Raw genomic sequence first — 19,802 nt, 5'->3', positions numbered from 1 at the left:
GTTCACTTCCGATCGTTCTTGAGCGTGCGGTAGGCGGCCACGAGGGCGGCGGTGGACGGGTCGAGTCCCGGGACGTCGGCGCCTTCGCTGAGGGCGGGCTCGACGCGCTTGGCGAGCACCTTGCCGAGTTCGACGCCCCACTGGTCGAAGGAGTCGATGTTCCAGATCGCGCCCTGGACGAACACCTTGTGCTCGTAGAGGGCGATCAACTGGCCGAGGACCGACGGGTTCAGCTCGGTGGCCAGGATCGTGGTGGTGGGGTGGTTGCCCTTGAAGGTGCGGTGCGGCACCTGCTCCTCGGGCACGCCCTCCGCGCGCACCTCCTCCTCCGTCTTGCCGAAGGCGAGCGCCTGCCCCTGCGCGAACAGGTTGGCCATCAGCAGGTCGTGCTGTGCCTTGAGCTCGTCGCTCAGCTCGGCGACCGGGTTCGCGAAGCCGATCAGGTCGGCCGGGATCAGCTTGGTGCCCTGGTGGAGGAGCTGGTAGTAGGCGTGCTGCCCGTTGGTGCCCGGCGTGCCCCACACGACCGGACCGGTCTGCCACTGCACCGGGTGCCCGTCGCGGTCCACCGACTTGCCGTTGGACTCCATGTCCAGTTGCTGCAGGTAGGCGGTGAACTTCGACAGGTAGTGCGAGTACGGCAGCACCGCGTGCGACTGGGCGTCGAAGAAGTCGCCGTACCAGACGCCCAGCAGGCCCAGGATGAGCGGCGCGTTGGCCTCGGCCGGTGCGTTGCGGAAGTGCTCGTCGACGATGCGGAAGCCGTCCAGCATCTCCCGGAACCGCTCCGGGCCGATCGCGATCATCAGTGACAGCCCGATCGCCGAGTCGTACGAGTACCGGCCGCCGACCCAGTCCCAGAACTCGAACATGTTGTCCGGGTCGATACCGAACTCGGTGACCTTCTCCGCGTTCGTGGACAGGGCCACGAAGTGCTTGGCCACGGCCTTCTCGTCGCCCTCGAACGCGTCGAGCAGCCAGGAGCGGGCGGACGTCGCGTTCGTGATCGTCTCGATCGTGGTGAACGTCTTGGAGGCGACGATGAACAGCGTCTCGGCCGCGTCCAGGTCACGGGTGGCCTCGTGCAGGTCGGCACCGTCCACGTTCGACACGAACCGGAACGTCAAGTCCCGTGCCGTGTAGGCGCGCAACGCCTCGTAGGCCATCGCCGGGCCCAGGTCGGAGCCGCCGATGCCGATGTTGACGACGTTCCTGATCCGCTTGCCGGTGTGGCCGGTCCACTCACCCGAGCGGACCCGGTTCGCGAAGTCGGTCATCTTGTCGAGCACCGCGTGGACCTTGGGCACCACGTTCTCGCCGTCGACCTCGATCACCGCGTCGCGCGGCGCGCGCAGCGCGGTGTGCAGCACGGCCCGGCGCTCGGTGACGTTGATCTTCTCGCCGCGGAACATGGCGTCGCGCAGCCCGAACACGTCGGTGGCGGTGGCAAGTTCCTGGAGCAGGGCCAGGGTCTCGTCGGTGACCAGGTGCTTGGAGTAGTCGATGCGCAGATCACCGGCGCGCACGACATAGCGTTCCGCGCGCCCCGGGTCCTGGTCGAACAACTCCCGCAGATGCGCGTGCCACTGGGCACGGTGGTCCTCCAGGGCCGTCCACTCCGGGCGGCGGTCGAGCCTCGGGCGGTCAGACATGAGCGCCGGCCTCCTCGGTGTCCGAGCCCTCGCCGCGCAGGGCGATGGCGTACATCTCGTCCGCGTCGAGGCGGCGCAGCTCCTCGGCGATCAGTTCGGAGGTCGGGCGCACCTTCAGCGCCAGGGTGCGCGAGGGCTGGCCCGGCAGGGTGAGTGTGGCCAGCGGGCCCTCGGGACGGTCGATGACGATCTCGCCCTTGTCGGTGCCCAGCCGGACGGCCGTGACGACCGGCCCGGCGGTGACGACCCGGTCGACGGTCACCTTCAGGCGGGCCTCCAGCCAGCGGGCCAGCAGCTCGGCGGCCGGGTTCTCCGCCTCGGCCTCCACGGCCGCGGAGATGACCTTCGTCCGGGCCTGGTCGAGCGCGGCGGCCAGCATCGACCGCCACGGCGTCAGCCGCGTCCAGGCCAGGTCGGTGTCGCCCGGCGCGTAGGAGGAGACCCGGGCCCGCAGCACGCGCAGCGGGTCCTCGACGGCGTACAGGTCGGTGATGCGGCGCTGTGCGAGGGCGCCCAGCGGGTCCTTGGCCGGGTTGTCCGGCGCGTCCACCGGCCACCACACGACGACGGGCGCGTCGGGCAGCAGCAGCGGCAGGACCACCGAGTCGGCGTGGTCGGACACCTCCCCGTACAGCCGCAGCACGACCGTCTCGCCGGTGCCGGCGTCGGCGCCCACCCGGACCTCGGCGTCCAGGTGCGACCGGGTGCGGTCGCGCGGGGTGCGGGCCTGCCGCTTGATGACCACCAGGGTCCGCGAGGGGTGCTCGTGCGAGGCGTCCTCGGCCGCCTTCATCGAGTCGTAGGCGTTCTCCTCGTCGGTCACGATGACCATGGTCAGAACCATGCCCACCGCGGGGGTGCCGAGGGCGCGGCGGCCCTGCACCAGCGCCTTGTTGATCTTGCTTGCCGTGGTGTCGGTCAGGTCGATCTTCATGGCCTGCGCCAGCTCCGTCCGTCTCGTGCGAGCATCTCGTCGGCTTCCTCGGGACCCCAGCTGCCCGAGGCGTACTGCGCGGGCTTGCCGTGCGTCGCCCAGTACTCCTCGATCGGGTCGAGGATCCTCCAGGACTCCTCCACCTCCTCCGTACGGGGGAAGAGGTTGGCGTCGCCGAGCAGTACGTCCAGGATCAGCCGTTCGTACGCCTCCGGGCTGGACTCGGTGAACGACTCGCCGTACGCGAAGTCCATCGAGACGTCCCGGATCTCCATCGAGGTACCCGGCACCTTGGAACCGAAGCGAACGGTCATCCCCTCATCGGGCTGCACCCGGATGACGATCGCGTTCTGGCCCAGCTCCTCGGTGGCCGTGGTGTCGAACGGGGAGTGGGGCGCCCGCTGGAACACCACCGCGATCTCGGTGACCCGGCGGCCCAGGCGCTTGCCCGTCCTGAGGTAGAACGGCACGCCCGCCCAGCGGCGGTTGTCGACCTCCAGCTTGATCGCCGCGTAGGTGTCCGTGGTGGACGAGGGGTCGATGCCCTCCTCCTGGAGGTAGCCGCGCACCTTCTCGCCGCCCTGCCAGGCGGCCGCGTACTGGCCGCGCACGGTGTGCCCACCGAGGTCCGCCGGCAGCTTCACCGACTTCAGGACCTTCAGCTTCTCGGTGACCAGCGACTCCGCGTCGAAGGCTATGGGCTCCTCCATGGCCGTGAGGGCCATGAGCTGGAGCAGGTGGTTCTGGATGACGTCCCGGGCGGCGCCGATGCCGTCGTAGTAGCCCGCCCGGCCGCCGATGCCGATGTCCTCGGCCATGGTGATCTGCACGTGGTCCACGAAGGACCGGTTCCAGATCGGCTCGTACATCTGGTTGGCGAAGCGCAGCGCCAGGATGTTCTGGACGGTCTCCTTGCCCAGGTAGTGGTCGATGCGGAACACCTGGTCCGGCTCGAACACCTCGTGCACGATCCGGTTCAGCTCCCGGGCGCTCGCCAGGTCGCGGCCGAACGGCTTCTCGATGACCGCGCGCCGCCAGGATCCCTCCGGAGCGTCGGCGAGGCCGTGCTTCTTGAGCTGCTTGACGACCTTCGGGAAGAACTTCGGCGGCACCGAGAGATAGAACGCGTAGTTGCCGCTGGTGCCCCGGGAGGCGTCCAACTCGTCCACGGCGGACTTGAGCTGCTTGAACGCGGTGTCGTCGTCGAAGTCACCGGGGATGAACCGCATGCCCTCGGCGAGCTGCTGCCACACCTCCTCACGGAACGGCGTACGGGCGTGCTCGCGCACCGCGTCGTGCACCACCTGCGCGAAGTCCTGGTCGGCCCAGTCGCGCCGGGCGAACCCGACGAGGGAGAAGCCCGGCGGCAGCAGACCGCGGTTGGCCAGGTCGTAGACCGCCGGCATCAGCTTCTTGCGGGACAGGTCGCCGGTGACACCGAAGATGACGAGCCCCGACGGCCCCGCGATACGGGGCAGACGGCGGTCCCGGGCGTCGCGCAGCGGGTTGTCCCACGCGGGCGAACCGCTGTCCGGAGGGGTGAGTGCGGCTTCCAGGACCAGCGTGCTGTCGGCCGGAGCCGCGCCCTGTGCCATGTTCCCGTCGCTCATTCCGCGTCAACTCCCTTGCTGTTCAGGGACTTCGTCACGGCGTCCAGCAGGTCCTGCCAGGCCGTCTCGAACTTCGCGACGCCCTCGTCCTCGAGCTGCTTGACGATCTCGTCGTAGGAGATCCCGAGACGCTCCACGGCCGCGAGGTCGGCGCGGGCCTGCTCATAGCCGCCGGTCACCGTGTCGCCCTGGATGTCGCCGTGGTCGGCGGTGGCCTTCAGGGTGCCCTCCGGCATGGTGTTGACCGTGCCCGGCGCGACCAGTTCGTCGACGTACAGGGTGTCCTTGTACGCCGGGTCCTTCACACCGGTGGAGGCCCACAGGGGGCGCTGCCTGTTGGCGCCCGCGTTCTCCAGCGCGCTCCACCGCTCGGAGGCGAACGCCTTCTCGTACGCCTCGTACGCGAGGCGCGCGTTCGCGAGCGCAGCCCGGCCCTTCAGGGCCAGCGCCTCGTCCGTGCCGAGCTTCGCCAGGCGCTTGTCGATCTCGGTGTCGACGCGGGAGACGAAGAAGGAGGCGACGGAGTGGATGGCGGACAGGTCGAGCCCGGCCGCCCGGGCCTTCTCCAGGCCCGCGAGGTAGGCGTCCATCACCTGGCGGTAGCGCTCCAGGGAGAAGATCAGCGTCACGTTGACGCTGATGCCCTGGCCGATGACCTCGGTGATGGCCGGCAGGCCCGCCTCGGTCGCCGGGATCTTGATCATCACGTTGGGGCGGTCGACGAGCCAGGCGAGCTGCCTGGCCTCGGCGATGGTCGCCGCCGTGTTGTGGGCCAGCCGCGGGTCGACCTCGATCGAGACCCGGCCGTCCCGGCCGTCCGTCGTGTCGTACACCGGCCGCAGGATGTCGGCGGCGGCCCGGACGTCGGCCGTGGTCATCATGCGGACGGCCTCCGCGACCGTCACGCCCCGCACGGCCAGGTCGGCGAGCTGGTCCTCGTAACCCTCTCCGGAGCCGATGGCGGCCTGGAAGATGGACGGGTTGGTGGTGACGCCCACCACGTGCCGGGTCTCGATGAGTTCGGCGAGGTTGCCGGACGCGATCCGCTTGCGGGACAGGTCGTCCAGCCAGATCGACACGCCCGCCTCGGACAGGCGCTTCAACGGCTCCGCTGCTGCGGTTGCTTCGGTCACTGTGATCATCTTCCTTCTGGCGATCGGATCAACCGCGGGCGGCGGTAAGAGATTCCCTGGCGGCGGCGGCCACGTTCTCGGGGGTGAAGCCGAACTCGGCGAACAGGGTCCCCGCGTCGGCGGAGGCGCCGAAGTGCTCCAGGGACACGATGCGCCCTGCGTCGCCGACGTACCGGTACCAGGTCAGGCCGATACCGGCCTCGACCGCCACACGGGCCTTCACGGACGGCGGCAGCACGCGCTCGCGGTACTCGGCGGGCTGCTCCTCGAACCACTCCACGGACGGCATCGACACCACCCGGGTGCCCACGCCCTCGGCCTCCAGCCGCTCCCGCGCGGCGACGGCGAGCTGCACCTCGGAACCGGTGGCGATCAGGATGACGTCCGGCGTCCCGGTGGAGGACTCCTTCAGGACGTAACCGCCCTTGGCCGCGTCGGGGTTCGGGGCGTACGTCGGCACGCCCTGGCGGGTGAGCGCGAGGCCGTGCGGGGCCGGGCTGGTGGAGTGCCGCTTGAGGATCTCGGCCCAGGCGATCGCGGTCTCGTTGGCGTCGGCCGGGCGGACGACGTTCAGACCGGGAATCGCCCGCAGCGCCGCGAGGTGTTCGACCGGCTGGTGGGTGGGGCCGTCCTCACCGAGACCGATGGAGTCGTGCGTCCACACATACGTCACCGGAAGCTGCATCAGCGCGGACATGCGCACGGCGTTGCGCATGTAGTCGGAGAACACCAGGAACGTGCCGCCGTAGATACGGGTGTTGCCGTGCAGGGCGATGCCGTTCATCTCCGCGGCCATGGAGAACTCGCGGATGCCGAAGTGGATCGTGCGGCCGTACGGGTCCGCCTCCGGCAACGGGTTGCCCTTCGGCAGGAAGGACGAGGTCTTGTCGATGGTCGTGTTGTTCGACCCGGCGAGGTCGGCGGAGCCGCCCCACAGCTCGGGGATCACCGCGCCCAGCGCCTGGAGCACCTTGCCGGAGGCGGCACGGGTGGCGACGGACGCGCCCTCCTCGAACGCCGGGAGCGCCTCCTCCCAGCCGTCCGGGAGCTGACCGGCCACGACCCGGTCGTACAGCTTCGCGCGCTCGGGCTGGGCGCCGCGCCACTCGGCGATGCGCTTGTCCCAGGCGGCGTGCGCCTCGGCGCCCCGGTCCAGGGCCCGGCGGGTGTGGGCGAGGACGTCGGGGGCCACCTCGAAGGACTTCTCGGGATCGAAGCCGAGGACGCGCTTGGTGGCGGCGACCTCGTCCGCGCCGAGCGCGGAGCCGTGGGCGGCCTCGGTGTTCTGCGCGTTCGGAGCCGGCCAGGCGATGATCGTGCGCATGGCGATGATCGAGGGGCGCTCCGTCTCGGCCTGCGCCGCCTTGAGCGCCGCGTACAGCGCGTGCACGTCGATGTCGCCGCTCTCGGTGGGCTCGATGCGCTGGGTGTGCCAGCCGTAGGCCTCGTAGCGCTTCAGCACGTCCTCGGAGAACGCGGTCGCGGTGTCGCCCTCGATGGAGATGTGGTTGTCGTCGTAGAGGAAGACGAGGTTGCCCAGCTTCTGGTGGCCGGCCATCGAGGAGGCCTCGGCGGAGACGCCCTCCTGCAGGTCGCCGTCGGAGACGATCGCCCAGATCGTGTGGTCGAAGGGGGACTCGCCCGCGGGGGCGTCCGGGTCGAACAGGCCGCGCTCGTAGCGGGCGGCCATCGCCATGCCCACCGCGTTCGCGACACCCTGGCCGAGCGGGCCGGTGGTGGTCTCCACACCGGCCGTGTGCCCGTACTCCGGGTGCCCGGGCGTCTTCGAACCGTGCGTGCGGAACGCCTTGAGGTCGTCCAGCTCCAGTTCGTAGCCGGACAGGAAGAGCTGCGTGTAGAGGGTCAGCGAGGTGTGGCCGGGGGAGAGGACGAAGCGGTCGCGACCCGTCCACTCCGGATCCGCCGGATCGTGGCGCATCACCTTCTGAAAGATCGTGTACGCGGCCGGGGCCAGGCTCATCGCGGTGCCCGGGTGGCCGTTGCCGACCTTCTGCACGGCGTCGGCGGCCAGGACGCGGGCGGTGTCGACGGCACGCCGGTCGAGCTCGGTCCATTCGAATCGGTCGGTGCTCTGCGCACTCATCTTCAAGAAGTCCTCACTGGATGCGGAATCACTGGTGGAACGCGTTCAAACCTAAAAGTCTGACTTTTGCCGGGGAAGGTGCGCCTGTGTCAGCCTTCGGTGAAAGTGGGACATCGACAGTGGTACCGAGGCGGCACGAGAAGGACATGGCGGACAGAACCCCCCAAGACGGTGACGGGATCAGGACATACGCGTTCCCGGTCGACCTGAGCGTCTGCGGCGTCGGTATGCAGGTGGGCCCCATGGAGCCGGAGCGCACCTGGCACCGGGACGCGCCGCTCGAGCGCGTCCACCGCATCGATTTCCACGTGGTGATGCTGTTCACTGGCGGCCCCGTGACACACATGGTGGATTTCGCCGAGTACGAGATGACCGACGGCGACCTTCTGTGGATCCGCCCCGGGCAGGTCCACCGTTTTTCCCGGGCGAGCGAGTACCGCGGCATCGTGCTGACCATGCAACCGGGCTTTCTGCCCCGCGCCACGGTGGAGGCCACGGGGCTGTACCGCTACGATCTGCCGCCGCTGCTGCACCCCGACCCCGCCCAGCTCGCCGCGCTCCGGGCGGCCCTCGCCCAGCTCAGGCGCGAGTACGAGGACACCACCACGCTGCCCCTCGGCCTGCACACCGAGGTGCTGCGGCACTCGCTGACGGCGTTCCTGGTCCGCCTCGCGCACCTCGCGACCAGCTCCGCCGAAGCCACCCGCGACCAGGCCGACACCACCTTCACCCGCTTCCGGGACGCGGTGGAGAAGGACTTCGCGACCAACCACAGCGTCAGCGCCTACGCCGACGCCCTCGGGTACTCCCGCCGCACCCTGGTCCGCGCCGTCCGTGCCGCCACCGGTCAGACGCCCAAGGGGTTCATCGACAAGCGCGTCGTCCTCGAGGCCAAGCGCCTGCTGGCGCACACGGACCTGCCGATAGGCCGCGTCGGTGCCGCCGTGGGCTTCCCCGACGCCGCTAACTTCTCCAAGTTCTTCCACCAGCACACGGACACGACACCGGCGGCGTTCCGGGCGGAGCTGCGCTGAACTCCGTGTACGGAAGCCGGGTTGCGCCGAACTCCGTGCACGGGAAGGGGGCCCCACGCTCGCGCGGGGCCCCCTTCCCGTGGGGGAGGCAGGCGGTCAGTGCCCGAAGTCGAACCAGTTCACGTTCACGAAGTCGTTCGGCTGGCCGCTGGTGAAGGTCAGATAGACGTCATGCGTGCCGGTCACGGAAGAGATGTTGGCCGGCACCGTCCTCCAGCTCTGCCAGCCGCCCGTGTCGGCCACCGCGAAACTCCCGATCGGTGCGTTGCTCCGGCTGTCCAGGCGCACTTCGACCAGTCCGCTCACCCCGCTCGCCGCACCGCTCGCGACCCGGCCGTAGAACTGCTTCGCGGGCGTCGAGCCGAAGTTGACGCCCTTGTACAGGGCCCAGTCGCCGTTCGCCAGCGAGCCGATGTCCTGGCCGCCGCCCGTGTCCGTGGTGGCCTCGGTGGCCACGCCGGACTGGCTGTCGTACGACTCGGCCTGGATCGCTCCGTAGGCGTCCCGGTTGCCCGGCGGCGGAGGCGTGGTACCGCTCCCACCGCCCGAGGACGCAAGGACCTGGACGTAGTCCACCACCATCGGGTGGCCGGGCTCCGTCGCGCTGGTCGGACCGCCGCCGAACGCCGCCGGGAAGCCGCCGCCCATCGCCACGTTCAGGATGACGAAGAACCCGTGGTTCGTGGCGTTGGCCCAGGTCGTCGCGTCGACCTGGTTGGCCGTGACCGTCTGGTAGTTGACGCCGTCGACGGAGAAGCGGATCGCCTCCGGGCTCACCGAGCGGTCCCACTCCATGGTGTAGGTGTGGAAGCCGGACTGGCACGTCGTGTTCGGGCACGCGGTGGAGTTGCCGATGCCGCTGGTCTCGTTGCACGGGCCGCCCGGGTTGGTGCCGCAGTGCATCGTGGCCCACGTCTTGTTCAGGCCCTGGACGTTCTCCATGATGTCCAGCTCGCCGACACCGGGCCAGTTCTGGTAGTTCCCCCGGTAGGGCGCGCCCAGCATCCAGAACGCGGGCCAGTAGCCCTGGGCGGCGGTACCGGTCACGTTCGGCATCTGGATACGGGCCTCGACGCGCAGCTTGCCGCCCGCCGGGGGCTGGAAGTCGGTGCGGGTGGTCTCGATGCGGCCCGAGGTCCAGTTGCCGGACGCGTCGCGGCGCGGGGTGATGAGCAGGTCGCCGTTGCCGTCCAGCGCGACGTTGTTGGTGCTGGAGGTCATCGTCTCGACCTCGCCGGTGCCCCAGTTGGCGGGGCCGCCCGGGTAGCCGATGCCGGTGTCGTACTGCCAGTTGGACGTGTTGACGCCGGAGCCGGCCGCGCCGTTGAAGTCGTCGAGGAAGACCTGGCTCCAGCCCGACGGGGGAGCGGGAGCCGAGGCGTTCGCGGACGGCGTGGCCACGGTGGCGGCGGCCACGGCGAGCCCCATCGTGCCGAGGACGGCGACGAACGCCCGCCTCACGCTGCGCCGTCTGCGGGGTATGCCGGAGGAATCGCTCATGGGGGGTGCCTCTCGGTACGGGGAGTTGATGCGCGGGTGCCCGCCGGAGAGCGCCCGCGGCTCTTGTGAGAGCGCTCTCAGACGGTGGTTGCGCGCTCAATGTGCTCTCCGGCACCCCGGTCGTCAAGAGGTGAAGCAGAGAAAGCCCCTTCGGGGGTGGGGAGTTCAGGTGGTGAAGGAGGACGACTCCCGTGAGGACTCGCTGAGTGTGGCGCTGTCAGAGGCGCCGGTTAGGGTGCGGAGCCGTTGGAGCCGGAGGGTGGGATCACGCGTATGCGCAACAGTGTCGAGGTCATGTACTGCGCGGGATGGGATCCGCAGACGCGGTCGCCTGTGGGACCGATGAGTGAGCAGCAGGCGCGCAAGCGTGACGCGGCAGCAGAACCGTACGCGGTGCTGCTCTCCGGCAGGGGCCGGGAGCGAGCGCTGTTCCAGGTGGACTGGACGCACCACTACCTGGGGCTGTTCCTCTTCGACGAACAGCGGCGACGCGTCCGGGGTTACGACTACCGGGAGCTGGCCGCGGGCCTCCTGCATCTGCGCTGCTACGAGGAGTGGCGCCACACGTCCGCCGACGAGCCGGAGTTCCCGGAACGCGGCTGGCACTTCAAGCTCACCGCGAGACCCGACAGTGAGAGGGCGCGCGTCGAACTGGACCACCGCGGCAGCCTGCACACCGTGCGCGACCTCCCCGAAGAGCACCGGACCCTGCGGCGCGCGGAATTCGGCGACTGGGCGGCGTACGCGGACCCCCGGGTGCTCGGATTCCGGACGGACGACGCCCTGTCCCTCACACTCGCCGCCTACGACGAGCAGCCCGAACCCCCGGCTGGACCGTGGTCCGTGCCGGCGGGCATGCGCCCCCACCATCTGGAGGCCCTGTTCACCCCCGGCAGTCGCTTCGCCCACCCCCACTTCGGCACCGCGACCGTCACCGCACCGGAGACGGCCGGTGTCCTGCGCCTTCCCACCGGCTCGGTGATAGCCGCGGACCCCGGCACTCTGGGTGAGCGCGACGAGCCGTTCACCGTACCGGTGCCGCCGGGGGAGTATCCGGTGTTGATCGCCACCATGGAATGGGACGGTGAGGGCTGGGGCGAGAACACCGCCGCCATGCTGCGGGTCCTCGACAAGCCCACCGCGAGCTGGGAGCTCGCGGTCCGGCCCGGCCAGGACATACGGCTGCTCGGCGAGGGGGAGTTCTACGGGTTCGGAGTGGACACCGGCATGGGGTCGTTCCTCGACGCGGCCGGGCGTGACGCCTTGGCCGCGGCGTTCGAGGACCGACCGGAGACGGGGGAGACGGCAGATCCCGGTACCGGGACCAATCTCATCGCCTATCCCAGCGGCATGGGCGACGGCTCGTACCCGGTCTGGATCGGACGTACGACGGAGGGGGAGGTGACCTGCCTGGTCGCCGACATGCTCATCCTCCACGGCGCTCGGGCGCTGCCGCCGACAGCACCCGATACCGCCGTCTTCCTGTCACCGACCGCCGCGGACGAGTGGCCCCGGCCTCAGCCGGGCCGTGCCGGAGCCGCGGCCGAGTTCATCGGCGCGATCATCACTGAGCTCGTTGACTTCAACGAGAGTCTGAGCCGGCGATAGCGAACGGCAGCTCACCTCGGCCCGCGCGCCGCGAGACCTGTGTGGGTCAAGGGCTACCCGAGCCGCCGCTCGCCGGGGGCCCGATCCAGGGCCCGGTGGGCGCCCCGGACGCGAGGGCGCCCGCTCCGCGGCCGGGGGAAGGGCCCGGCGGCGCTTCCCGGTCGACGTCCTGCCCGGTGGAATGGGCCCCCTGATGACCCGGCGGTCGGAACGAAGCCCCCACCTCAGCGCCCGTCCGGCTGCCACCCCAGCGCCCGGGAGATCCCCCGTGCCGCCAGCCGCACCGCCGGGACGAGGGCCGGTACCTGGGCCGTCGCGTGCGGGACCACGACCGACACCGCCGCGGTCACCCTGCCGTCGCGGCCGCGCACCGGGGCCGCCACCGACAGGGCGTCGTCCGTCACCTGACGGCTGCTCACCGCCACGCCGGCGCGCCGCACATCGGCCAGTTCGCGGCGCAGCCGCACCGGATCCGTGAGGGTGTACGGGGTGAACGCGGCCAGCGGCCCCTCGCAGTAGGTCTCCTGGAACGCCGGCTCGCTGTGGGCCAGCAGCGCGAGACCGACCCCGGTGGCGTGCAGCGGCCAGCGGGCGCCGACCCGGATGTGGACGCCGACGGCCGAGCGCCCGGAGAGCCACTCGATGTACACGACGTCCGCGCCGTCGCGCACCGCGAGCTGCACGTTCTCGTGCGTCGCCTCGTACAGGTCCTCCAGGTACGGCAGCGCGACCTGCCGCAGCGCCAGTCCGCGCGGGGCGAGTGCGGCGACCTCCCACAGCCTCAGGCCCACGTGGTAGACGCCGTCGGGGTCCCGCTCGAGGGCGCCCCACTCGGTCAGCGCCGCCACCAGCCGGTGCGTGGTGGTGAGGGTGAGTCCGGCCCGGCGGCTGATGTCGGTCAGACAGAGCGCCGGATGCGCGTGGTCGAAGGCCGCGAGCACGGCGAGCAGCCGCTCGGGCGCGGAGCGCACCGACTGCGGGGGCGGCGCGTCGGCGGTCGTCGGCACGGTGTCACCCGAGCCCGTTCTCGGCGACTCTCAGCAGCAGCGCGTGCAGGACGTCCCGCTCCTCGGCGTCGAGCGGCCGGAGCAGTTCGCCCGTGACCCGCAGCCCGGCCTCGTCGGTGTCGCGCAGGAAGGCGCGGCCGGACTCGGTCAGCACGACGATACGGCTGCGCCGGTCGTCCGGCGAGGGGCGTCGCTCGGCGAACCCCAGCTTCTCCAGGTCGTCGACCAGACCGACGATCGCGCTCGGGTCGTAGCCGAGGGAGGTGCTCAGCTCCCGCTGGAGGGCGCCCTCGGAGGTGGCGAGGAAGCGCAGCAGCGCGTAGTGGCGCAGCCGCAGGCCCGACTCCTGGAGGAAGGCGTTGAACAGCTGACCGGAGCGCAGCCCGAGCCGGTACAGCAGATAGCCGGTGTCCGCGTGCAGCCCGCGCATCCACGGCTCCCGGGCGTCGATGGGGTCGGCGGAGGTCGGGGCGTGCTGCTGGCCGGCGATGACGGGCTCCCTGGGCCGGGCCTCCGGGCGGAGGCGGTACGGACTGCTGACCACAGCATGCCGCACGGACCGGTCGGCAACAACTATTGACGACAACAATGATTGTCCTTAGCTTCGATCTCGAAGCCGCACGCCGCCGAAGCCGCAGGCGCCCCCGCCGCAGCGCGCCCGGCGGCCGACCCGTAGGGAAGGGACCCGTTCGTGCCCAGCATCGATCTCACCGGCAAGGTGGCCGTCGTCACCGGAAGCGGCCGTGGCCTCGGCCTGGCCTACGCCCATGCCCTGGCCGCCCACGGCGCCGCCGTGGTCGTGAACGACGTCGACGAGGCCGTCGCCGAGCAGGCCGTGAAGTCCATCACCGAGGCGGGCGGCAAGGCGGTGGCCGAGGTCGTCGCGGTCGGCACCGGCGAGGCCGCCGACCGGCTCGTGGGCCGCGCCGTGGAGGAGTTCGGCCGACTGGACATCCTGGTCACGAACGCCGGCATCCTGCGCGACAAGGTGCTGTGGAAGATGACCGACGACGACTTCGACGCGGTGATCACCACCCATCTGCGCGGCACCTTCACGTGCGCCCGCGCCGCCGCCGTCCGGATGCGTGAGCAGGGTGAGGGCGGCACCCTGATCCTGGTGGGCTCCCCGGCCGGCCAGCGCGGCAACTTCGGCCAGACGAACTACGCCGCCGCCAAGGCCGGCATCGCCGCCATGGCCCGCACCTGGTCGATGGAGCTGGCCCGCGCGAACATCACCGTCAACGCCGTCGTGCCGGTCGCCGCCACCGCCATGACCGAGACCATCCCGGCCTTCGCCCCCTACATCGAGGCGATGAGGAACGGCGAGCCGCTGCCCGCCTTCCTCCGCAAGGGCGAGGGCTTCGGCACCCCCGAGGACTGCGCCGCCCTCGTGCCCTTCCTCGCCTCCGAGGCCGCGCGCGGCGTGACCGGCCAGTGCATCGGCATCGGCGGCGACAAGGTGGCACTCTGGTCGCATCCGCAGGAGATCAGGGCGGCGTACGCCGACGGCGGCTGGACCCCGGACGCCCTCGCCGACGTGTGGGCCACCTCGGTCGGCGCCGAACCGCAGACCGTCGGCATCCCCGCGCCGAAGTTCCCGGAGGCGTGATGGACCTGAACGAACTCGTCGCGATCGACGTCCACACCCACGCCGAGGTCTCCTCCAAGGGACACTCCTCGCTGGACGACGACCTGCACGACGCCTCCTCCGCCTACTTCAAGGTGGAGGGCAAGCGGAAGCCGACCCTGGAGGAGACGGCCGCCTACTACCGCGAGCGGAAGATGGCCGCCGTGATCTTCACGGTCGACGCCGAGTCCGCCACCGGCACCGAGCCGGTCCCCAACGAGGAGGTCGCCGAGGCCGCGGCCGCCAACCCGGACGTGCTGATCCCGTTCGCCTCCATCGACCCCTTCCGCGGCAAGGCCGGCGTCCGGCAGGCCCGCCGTCTGGTCGAGGAGTACGGGGTGAAGGGCTTCAAGTTCCACCCCAGCATCCAGGGCTTCTTCCCCAACGACCGCTCGGTGGCGTACGACCTGTACGAGGTCATCGAGGAGACCGGCACCATCGCCCTGTTCCACACCGGCCAGACCGGCATCGGCGCCGGAGTCCCCGGTGGGGGCGGAATCCGCCTGAAGTACTCCAACCCGCTGCACGTGGACGACGTCGCAGCCGACTTCCCCCATCTGAAGATCATCCTCGCGCACCCGTCCTTCCCCTGGCAGGACGAGGCCCTGGCGGTCGCCACGCACAAACCGGGCGTGCACATCGATCTGTCCGGCTGGTCCCCGAAGTACTTCCCGCCGCAGCTCGTGCAGTACGCCAACACCTTGCTCAAGGACAAGGTGCTCTTCGGCTCCGACTTCCCCGTCCTCACCCCCGACCGCTGGCTCGCCGACTTCGCCAAGCTGTCGATCAAGGACGAGGTCCGGCCGAAGATCCTCAAGGAGAACGCCGCCCGTCTGCTCGGGCTGACGAAAGCGTAAGGGGCCGTGAGATGCGCAACGAGGGACTGGGGTCATGGCCCGCACGCCGGGCCCGCAAGACCCCGCACCGCACCGCCCTGATCCACGGCGACCGCACCCTCACCTACGCGGAGCTGCACGAACGCACCACCCGCCTCGCGCACGCCCTGCGCGCCCGGGGCGTGCGCCGCGGCGACCGGATCGCCTACCTCGGCCCGAACCACCCCGCCTACCTGGAGACGCTGTTCGCCGCGGGCACCCTCGGCGCGGTCTTCGTCCCGCTCAACATCCGCCTCGCCGGACCCGAGATCGCCTACCAGCTCGCCGACTCGGGTGCCAAGGCTCTCGTCTACGGGCCCTCGCTGGCCGCGCTGGTGGCCGGCCTGCCGGGCAGCACCGATGTGCGCACCTACGTCGAAGTGGGCGCCGAGTACGAGGAGTTGCTGTCCGCCGCGAGCGACGAGCCGATCGACCAGCCCGTCCTCCTCGACGACACCTGCATCATCATGTACACCTCGGGGACCACGGGCCGCCCCAAGGGCGCCATGCTCACGCACGGCAACCTGGTCTGGAACGCGTTCAACGTCCTCGTCGACCACGACCTGATCGCCGACGAACGCGCCCTGGTCTCCGCCCCGTTGTTCCACACGGCCGGGCTGAACATGCTCACCCTGCCGGTCCTGCTCAAGGGCGGCACCTGTGTCCTGGTCGAGTCCTTCGACCCGGACGCCACCTTCGACCTGATCGAGCGTCACCGGATCACCTTCATGTTCGGGGTGCCGACCATGTTCGACCAGGTGGCACGGCACTCGCGTTGGTCCGGGGCCGACCTGTCCAGTCTGCGCATCCTCACCTGCGGCGGCTCCCCGGTACCGACCCCGCTGATCGCGAGGTACCAGGAGCGCGGGCTCACCTTCCTCCAGGGGTACGGCATGACCGAGGCGGCGCCCGGCACGCTCTTCCTGGACGCCGAGCACGCGGTCAGCAAGGCGGGTTCGGCCGGTGTGCCGCACTTCTTCAGCGACGTCCGGGTCGTCCGGCCCGACCTCGCCCCGGTCGACGTCGGCGAGACCGGCGAGGTCGTGGTGCGCGGTCCGCACGTCATGCCCGGCTACTGGGGCCTGCCGGAGGAGACCGCGGCCGTGTTCGCGGACGGCTGGTTCCGCAGCGGCGACGCGGCCCGCGTGGACGAGGACGGATACGTCTACATCGTCGACCGCATCAAGGACATGATCATCTCGGGGGGTGAGAACGTCTACCCCGCCGAGATCGAGGACCAGCTCCTCGCCCACCCGGACATCGTCGAGTGCGCCGTGATCGGGGTGCCCGACGACAAGTGGGGCGAGGTGCCGCGCGCGGTCGTCGTGCCCCGCGAGGGCGCCGCTCTCGACCCGGACGAGGTGATCGCCTCGCTGTCCGGGCGGCTGGCCAAGTACAAGATCCCCAAATCGGTGGTGATCGCGGACGCCCTCCCGCGCACCGCCTCCGGAAAGCTCCTGAAGTCCCGGGTCCGCTCCCGGTACGGCACCGACTCCTAGACAAGGAACGTGAGATGAGCATCACCGTCAACGGCCTCGACGAACTCAAGAAGCTGGCCGGCAGCGACCTGGGCACCAGCGAGTGGATCGAGGTCACCCAGGAGCGGATCAACACCTTCGCCGACGCCACCGGCGACCATCAGTGGATCCACGTCGACCCGGAGAAGGCGAAGGACGGCCCGTTCGGCGCGCCCATCGCGCACGGCTACCTGACCCTCTCCCTCTTCATCCCGCTCTTCACCGAGCTGCTGGAGGTCGAGGGCGTGTCGACGAAGGTCAACTACGGTCTGAACAAGGTACGTTTCCCCGCACCGGTGAAGGTCGGCTCCCGCATCCGGCTGGTCGCCAGGCTCGCCTCGGTGGAGGACGTGCCGGGCGGCGTGCAGATCGCCGTGGACGGCACGGTGGAGATCGACGGCGGCGGGAAGCCCGCGGCCGTCCTGCAGAGCCTGTCGCGGTTCTACGCCTGAGGCGGGGGCCGGGCACGCCCGAAGCCCTGCCCGGGTTCCCCCGGCGGCGGGTGACAATGCGCACGGGAGTCCTCCCCGCGCCCGCCGCAACCTCGCCTCCCCTTCCCCCGTCTTACTGGCATGCAGGGCCCGCGCGGCGGGTCCGGCATCCAGACCAGGGGGAAGCTCATGCGCGTGCAGCAGTTCCGCAAGGTGTCGGCCGCCGCCGTGGTGCTCGCGGCCGGCCTCGCCCTCACCGGTTGCAACGGCGACGACGGCAAGCGCAGCGGAGTGAGCGCCGCTCCGTCCGCCACGGCGTCGTCGTCGGGCCACACCCCGGGCTCCGGCAGCGGTTCGGCGGGCGGTGGCACCTCGGCGACGGCCACCCCCGGCACCGCGACCGGTGGCACCAGCGGCACGCCCGGCTCGACGGCGCCCGGCTCGTCCACGGCGTCCGGCTCGGCCACGGCGTCCGCGGGACCGCGGACCACCGCCAGGGCCGCCGCCCCCTGCCGGACCGCGCATCTGACCTTCGCCAAGGGCGCCGCGTACGGCAAGGGCCCGTACTCCAACATTCCCGTGAGGCTGACCAACTCGGGTCCCGCCACCTGCTCCCTGCGCGGCTTCCCGGGCGTGGACCTGGTCGGCAGGGAAGGACACGTCCATGCCCGGCGCAGCGTGGAAGCCCCGCACACCGTCGTCCTCACTCCCGGCCGGAGCGCTACCTTCGTGCTGGTCGTGCCGCAGAACTACGGCGGCGGCAGCGGAACGACCTACACGCGTGTGGTGATCACCCCGCCGCGCGAGATCCACCCGCACATCCTGCGGCTCACGGTGAACCTGCCCGCCAAGGGTGACGGTCCCGGGGACCCGTCGGTGATCGTCGGTCCCGTCACCCGCTAGCCGACAAGCCGTCGTTTCAGCGGCGGCTTGCCGGCTGGTTCATGAAGGACGTGACGGGCAGCGCCCGTTCGACGATCCGTACGTCGCCGAGGCGGCCGTGCAGGATCTGGTCGATCTTCCCGGCGTACTCGTAGCCGCCGAGCAGCCACGGCAGACCCACGGAGGTGATCCCCACCGCGGCGGCCTTGGGGTTGCGGACGACCGGGCAGCCCTCGACGTACAGCGTCGTGTGCTTCCCGTCGTTGACGACCGCGAGGTGCCACCAGGTCTCCAGCGGGGTCTCCTGGCCCCAGTTGGTGGCGATCCCCTCCTGGTTCAGCGGGCGCATCGCCCACTGCGGCTCACGGTCGTTGGACAGCGAGAGGGTGGCCAGCGGCTCGTCGGGATCGTCGGCCGTCTTGCCCGCCGCGCCGCCCGTGCCCGTACGGCTGACGATGCCCGACCAGGCGTTGTGGTCGGGGTCCCAGTCGGCGGGCAGCCGGTAGAAGGCCTCGATGGTGTAGCCGCTCTCGAAGGTGGCCGAGTTGAGCGGAGCCCCGTCGACCGTGCGCAGGTACGCGCCCTTCAGCGGGGACTTGTAGCCCTGGAACTCCAGGCTGCCGTGGCCCGGCTGGTCGGGATGGTGGTCCGGCGACCAGCCGAGCGAGCCGCCGCCCACCGGCACCACGGTGAGGTCGTTGCCGCGGCCGGACAGGTCGCGGACGGTGCCGGAGACGGGCGACTCGAACCGCCAGTAGGCGACCGTGCCCGGGATCAGCATCTTCGGCGCGGGCCGCGCCGGGCGGGCCGGGACCGGGTCGAAGCCGGCGAAGCGCTCCGTGAAGTCGATCTCGACCGAGAACCGGTCGGCGTCCCCGCTGAGCTCGATCTCCTGCCGCTCCAGCTCGTTGAGCCCCTGCTTGGCCCGGCCGAGGATCCAGGGGGAGACCGTCTCCACGTCGATGACGTTCCGGTCCAGGTCGAAGTGGTACAGCCGGATCATCGCCGCGCCGCCGAAGTAGCGGTTCTGGTAGTTCGTCAGGTGCAGGTGCACCTCGTTGCCGGCCGCGTTCTTGCGGGTGGCCCGGCCCGCCGGCCAGTAGTGGCCGTTCAGGGTCAGGAAGATCTGGTCGTGGTCCTGGATCAACTGGTCCCAGAGCTGCTGCCCGTACGTGGACAACTGGTCGTCCTCGACGACGAGTTCATGGGTGGTGAGGATGACCGGCGTCTTCGGGTGCCGGGCCAGGACGTCCTTCGCCCAGGCGTACCCCTTCGCCGACAGCCGCCAGTCCAGGGCCAGCACCAGCCACTCGCGGCCCGCCGCCTTGAAGAGGTGGTAGGTGTTGTAGCCGTCCGGAGAGGCGCCGCCGAACGTCGGCTTGCCCGTGAAGCGCTGCGGCCCGAAGGCGTCCAGGTACGGCGTCGAGCCGCGCTGGTCGTCCGTCGAGGACCTCACGTCGTGGTTGCCGGCCAGGACGCTGTATCCGACGCCGCGCCGGTCGAGGATGCCGAACGCCCGGCTGATCGCGGCGAACTCCTCCTTGGCGCCGTTCTGGGTGAGGTCGCCCAGGTGGGACAGGAAGACGATGTTCTCGTCCCGGGCGTGCTCCAGCAGAAAGCGCAGGGACGCCTCGATGGGCGCCGGGTTGATGCTGGGCCCGTCGAAGAGGTACTGGGTGTCCGGCATCACCGCGAGGGTGAAGCGACGGCTGTCCGCATCCGGCCGCCAGACGCTCCTCTCGGCCGCCTCGGCGACGGCCGGCAGCGCGACCCCGGCCGTGGCGGCGGCGCCCAGCAGGGCGGTGGCCCTGAGGAAACCGCGTCTTCCGGCACCGGCCTGCACGGCCTCGCCCTGGTTGTGGTCATGGGAAGTGCACACGTGTGCTCC

16 protein-coding genes are annotated in these 19,802 nt (G+C 70.8%); 7 read left to right on the top strand and 9 right to left on the bottom strand.

Translation table 11 applies throughout. From position 1 onward, the window contains the following. Positions 1-2: 2 nt before the first annotated feature. Genes pgi through tkt form a run of 5 tightly spaced genes read right to left on the bottom strand, consistent with a single transcriptional unit; the run spans position 3 to position 7,433 of the window. On the bottom strand, positions 3-1,652 hold the full coding sequence (pgi, locus tag ACZ4SW_RS22830; RefSeq protein WP_468247581.1) for a glucose-6-phosphate isomerase: 1,650 nt from the start codon (positions 1,650-1,652) through the stop codon (positions 3-5). Continuing rightward, positions 1,645-2,586, bottom strand: a complete 942-nt coding sequence (opcA, locus tag ACZ4SW_RS22825; protein ID WP_468247577.1) for a glucose-6-phosphate dehydrogenase assembly protein OpcA — start codon at positions 2,584-2,586, stop codon at positions 1,645-1,647. The genes pgi and opcA overlap by 8 nt, the downstream gene beginning before the upstream one ends. Further along, positions 2,583-4,196, bottom strand: a complete 1,614-nt coding sequence (gene zwf, locus ACZ4SW_RS22820; protein WP_468247571.1) for a glucose-6-phosphate dehydrogenase — start codon at positions 4,194-4,196, stop codon at positions 2,583-2,585. Before zwf ends, opcA begins: the two co-directional genes overlap by 4 nt. Then, on the bottom strand, positions 4,193-5,338 hold the full coding sequence (gene tal, locus ACZ4SW_RS22815) for a transaldolase (protein WP_468247567.1): 1,146 nt from the start codon (positions 5,336-5,338) through the stop codon (positions 4,193-4,195). Before tal ends, zwf begins: the two co-directional genes overlap by 4 nt. 19 nt (positions 5,339-5,357) lie before the next feature. After that, the gene (gene tkt / locus ACZ4SW_RS22810) at positions 5,358-7,433 is read right to left on the bottom strand and encodes a transketolase (RefSeq protein ID WP_468247562.1); all 2,076 of its coding nucleotides are present in this window, start codon (positions 7,431-7,433) and stop codon (positions 5,358-5,360) included. A gap of 146 nt (positions 7,434-7,579) precedes the next feature. Between tkt and ACZ4SW_RS22805 the strand changes: the two genes are divergently transcribed. After that, positions 7,580-8,467 (top strand): helix-turn-helix domain-containing protein, encoded by an 888-nt coding sequence (locus tag ACZ4SW_RS22805; protein ID WP_468247557.1) that lies wholly within the window; start codon positions 7,580-7,582, stop codon positions 8,465-8,467. Between the two features lie 96 nt (positions 8,468-8,563). Here ACZ4SW_RS22805 and ACZ4SW_RS22800 read toward each other — a convergent pair whose 3' ends face one another. Then, positions 8,564-9,967 carry a glycoside hydrolase family 16 protein gene (locus tag ACZ4SW_RS22800; protein WP_468247553.1) on the bottom strand — a complete coding sequence of 468 codons (1,404 nt, stop codon included), beginning with the start codon at positions 9,965-9,967 and terminating at the stop codon, positions 8,564-8,566. 342 nt (positions 9,968-10,309) lie between these two features. Here ACZ4SW_RS22800 and ACZ4SW_RS22795 point away from each other — a divergent pair, with 342 nt between their 5' ends. After that, the gene (locus ACZ4SW_RS22795; protein ID WP_468247550.1) at positions 10,310-11,575 is read left to right on the top strand and encodes a DUF4241 domain-containing protein; all 1,266 of its coding nucleotides are present in this window, start codon (positions 10,310-10,312) and stop codon (positions 11,573-11,575) included. A 224-nt stretch (positions 11,576-11,799) separates the two neighbouring features. Here the strand turns inward: ACZ4SW_RS22795 and ACZ4SW_RS22790 are convergent, their stop codons facing one another. Together ACZ4SW_RS22790 and ACZ4SW_RS22785 are read right to left on the bottom strand one after the other, a co-directional pair. Further along, the gene (locus ACZ4SW_RS22790; protein ID WP_468247545.1) at positions 11,800-12,582 is read right to left on the bottom strand and encodes an IclR family transcriptional regulator; all 783 of its coding nucleotides are present in this window, start codon (positions 12,580-12,582) and stop codon (positions 11,800-11,802) included. 4 nt (positions 12,583-12,586) lie between these two features. After that, positions 12,587-13,012 carry a MarR family winged helix-turn-helix transcriptional regulator gene (locus ACZ4SW_RS22785; protein ID WP_468247787.1) on the bottom strand — a complete coding sequence of 142 codons (426 nt, stop codon included), beginning with the start codon at positions 13,010-13,012 and terminating at the stop codon, positions 12,587-12,589. Positions 13,013-13,273: 261 nt separating this feature from the next. Here ACZ4SW_RS22785 and ACZ4SW_RS22780 point away from each other — a divergent pair, with 261 nt between their 5' ends. From ACZ4SW_RS22780 to ACZ4SW_RS22760, 5 genes are all read left to right on the top strand, one after another. Beyond that, positions 13,274-14,191, top strand: coding sequence for an SDR family NAD(P)-dependent oxidoreductase (locus ACZ4SW_RS22780; RefSeq protein ID WP_468247541.1), 918 nt, complete (start codon positions 13,274-13,276; stop codon positions 14,189-14,191). Beyond that, on the top strand, positions 14,191-15,066 hold the full coding sequence (locus tag ACZ4SW_RS22775) for an amidohydrolase family protein (RefSeq protein WP_468247538.1): 876 nt from the start codon (positions 14,191-14,193) through the stop codon (positions 15,064-15,066). The genes ACZ4SW_RS22780 and ACZ4SW_RS22775 overlap by 1 nt, the downstream gene beginning before the upstream one ends. 11 nt (positions 15,067-15,077) lie before the next feature. Beyond that, positions 15,078-16,583, top strand: a complete 1,506-nt coding sequence (menE, locus tag ACZ4SW_RS22770; protein ID WP_468247535.1) for an o-succinylbenzoate--CoA ligase — start codon at positions 15,078-15,080, stop codon at positions 16,581-16,583. A 14-nt stretch (positions 16,584-16,597) separates the two neighbouring features. Further along, positions 16,598-17,053, top strand: a complete 456-nt coding sequence (locus ACZ4SW_RS22765) for a MaoC family dehydratase (protein ID WP_468247529.1) — start codon at positions 16,598-16,600, stop codon at positions 17,051-17,053. 168 nt (positions 17,054-17,221) lie between these two features. Then, the gene (locus ACZ4SW_RS22760; RefSeq protein WP_468247523.1) at positions 17,222-17,935 is read left to right on the top strand and encodes a DUF4232 domain-containing protein; all 714 of its coding nucleotides are present in this window, start codon (positions 17,222-17,224) and stop codon (positions 17,933-17,935) included. Between the two features lie 16 nt (positions 17,936-17,951). Here ACZ4SW_RS22760 and ACZ4SW_RS22755 read toward each other — a convergent pair whose 3' ends face one another. After that, positions 17,952-19,793, bottom strand: a complete 1,842-nt coding sequence (locus ACZ4SW_RS22755; RefSeq protein ID WP_468247516.1) for a LamG-like jellyroll fold domain-containing protein — start codon at positions 19,791-19,793, stop codon at positions 17,952-17,954. Positions 19,794-19,802: the final 9 nt, after the last annotated feature.

Source organism: Streptomyces sp. NPDC028331 (genome assembly GCF_055565775.1).
This window is presented reverse-complemented; position numbering and strand designations above follow the sequence as displayed.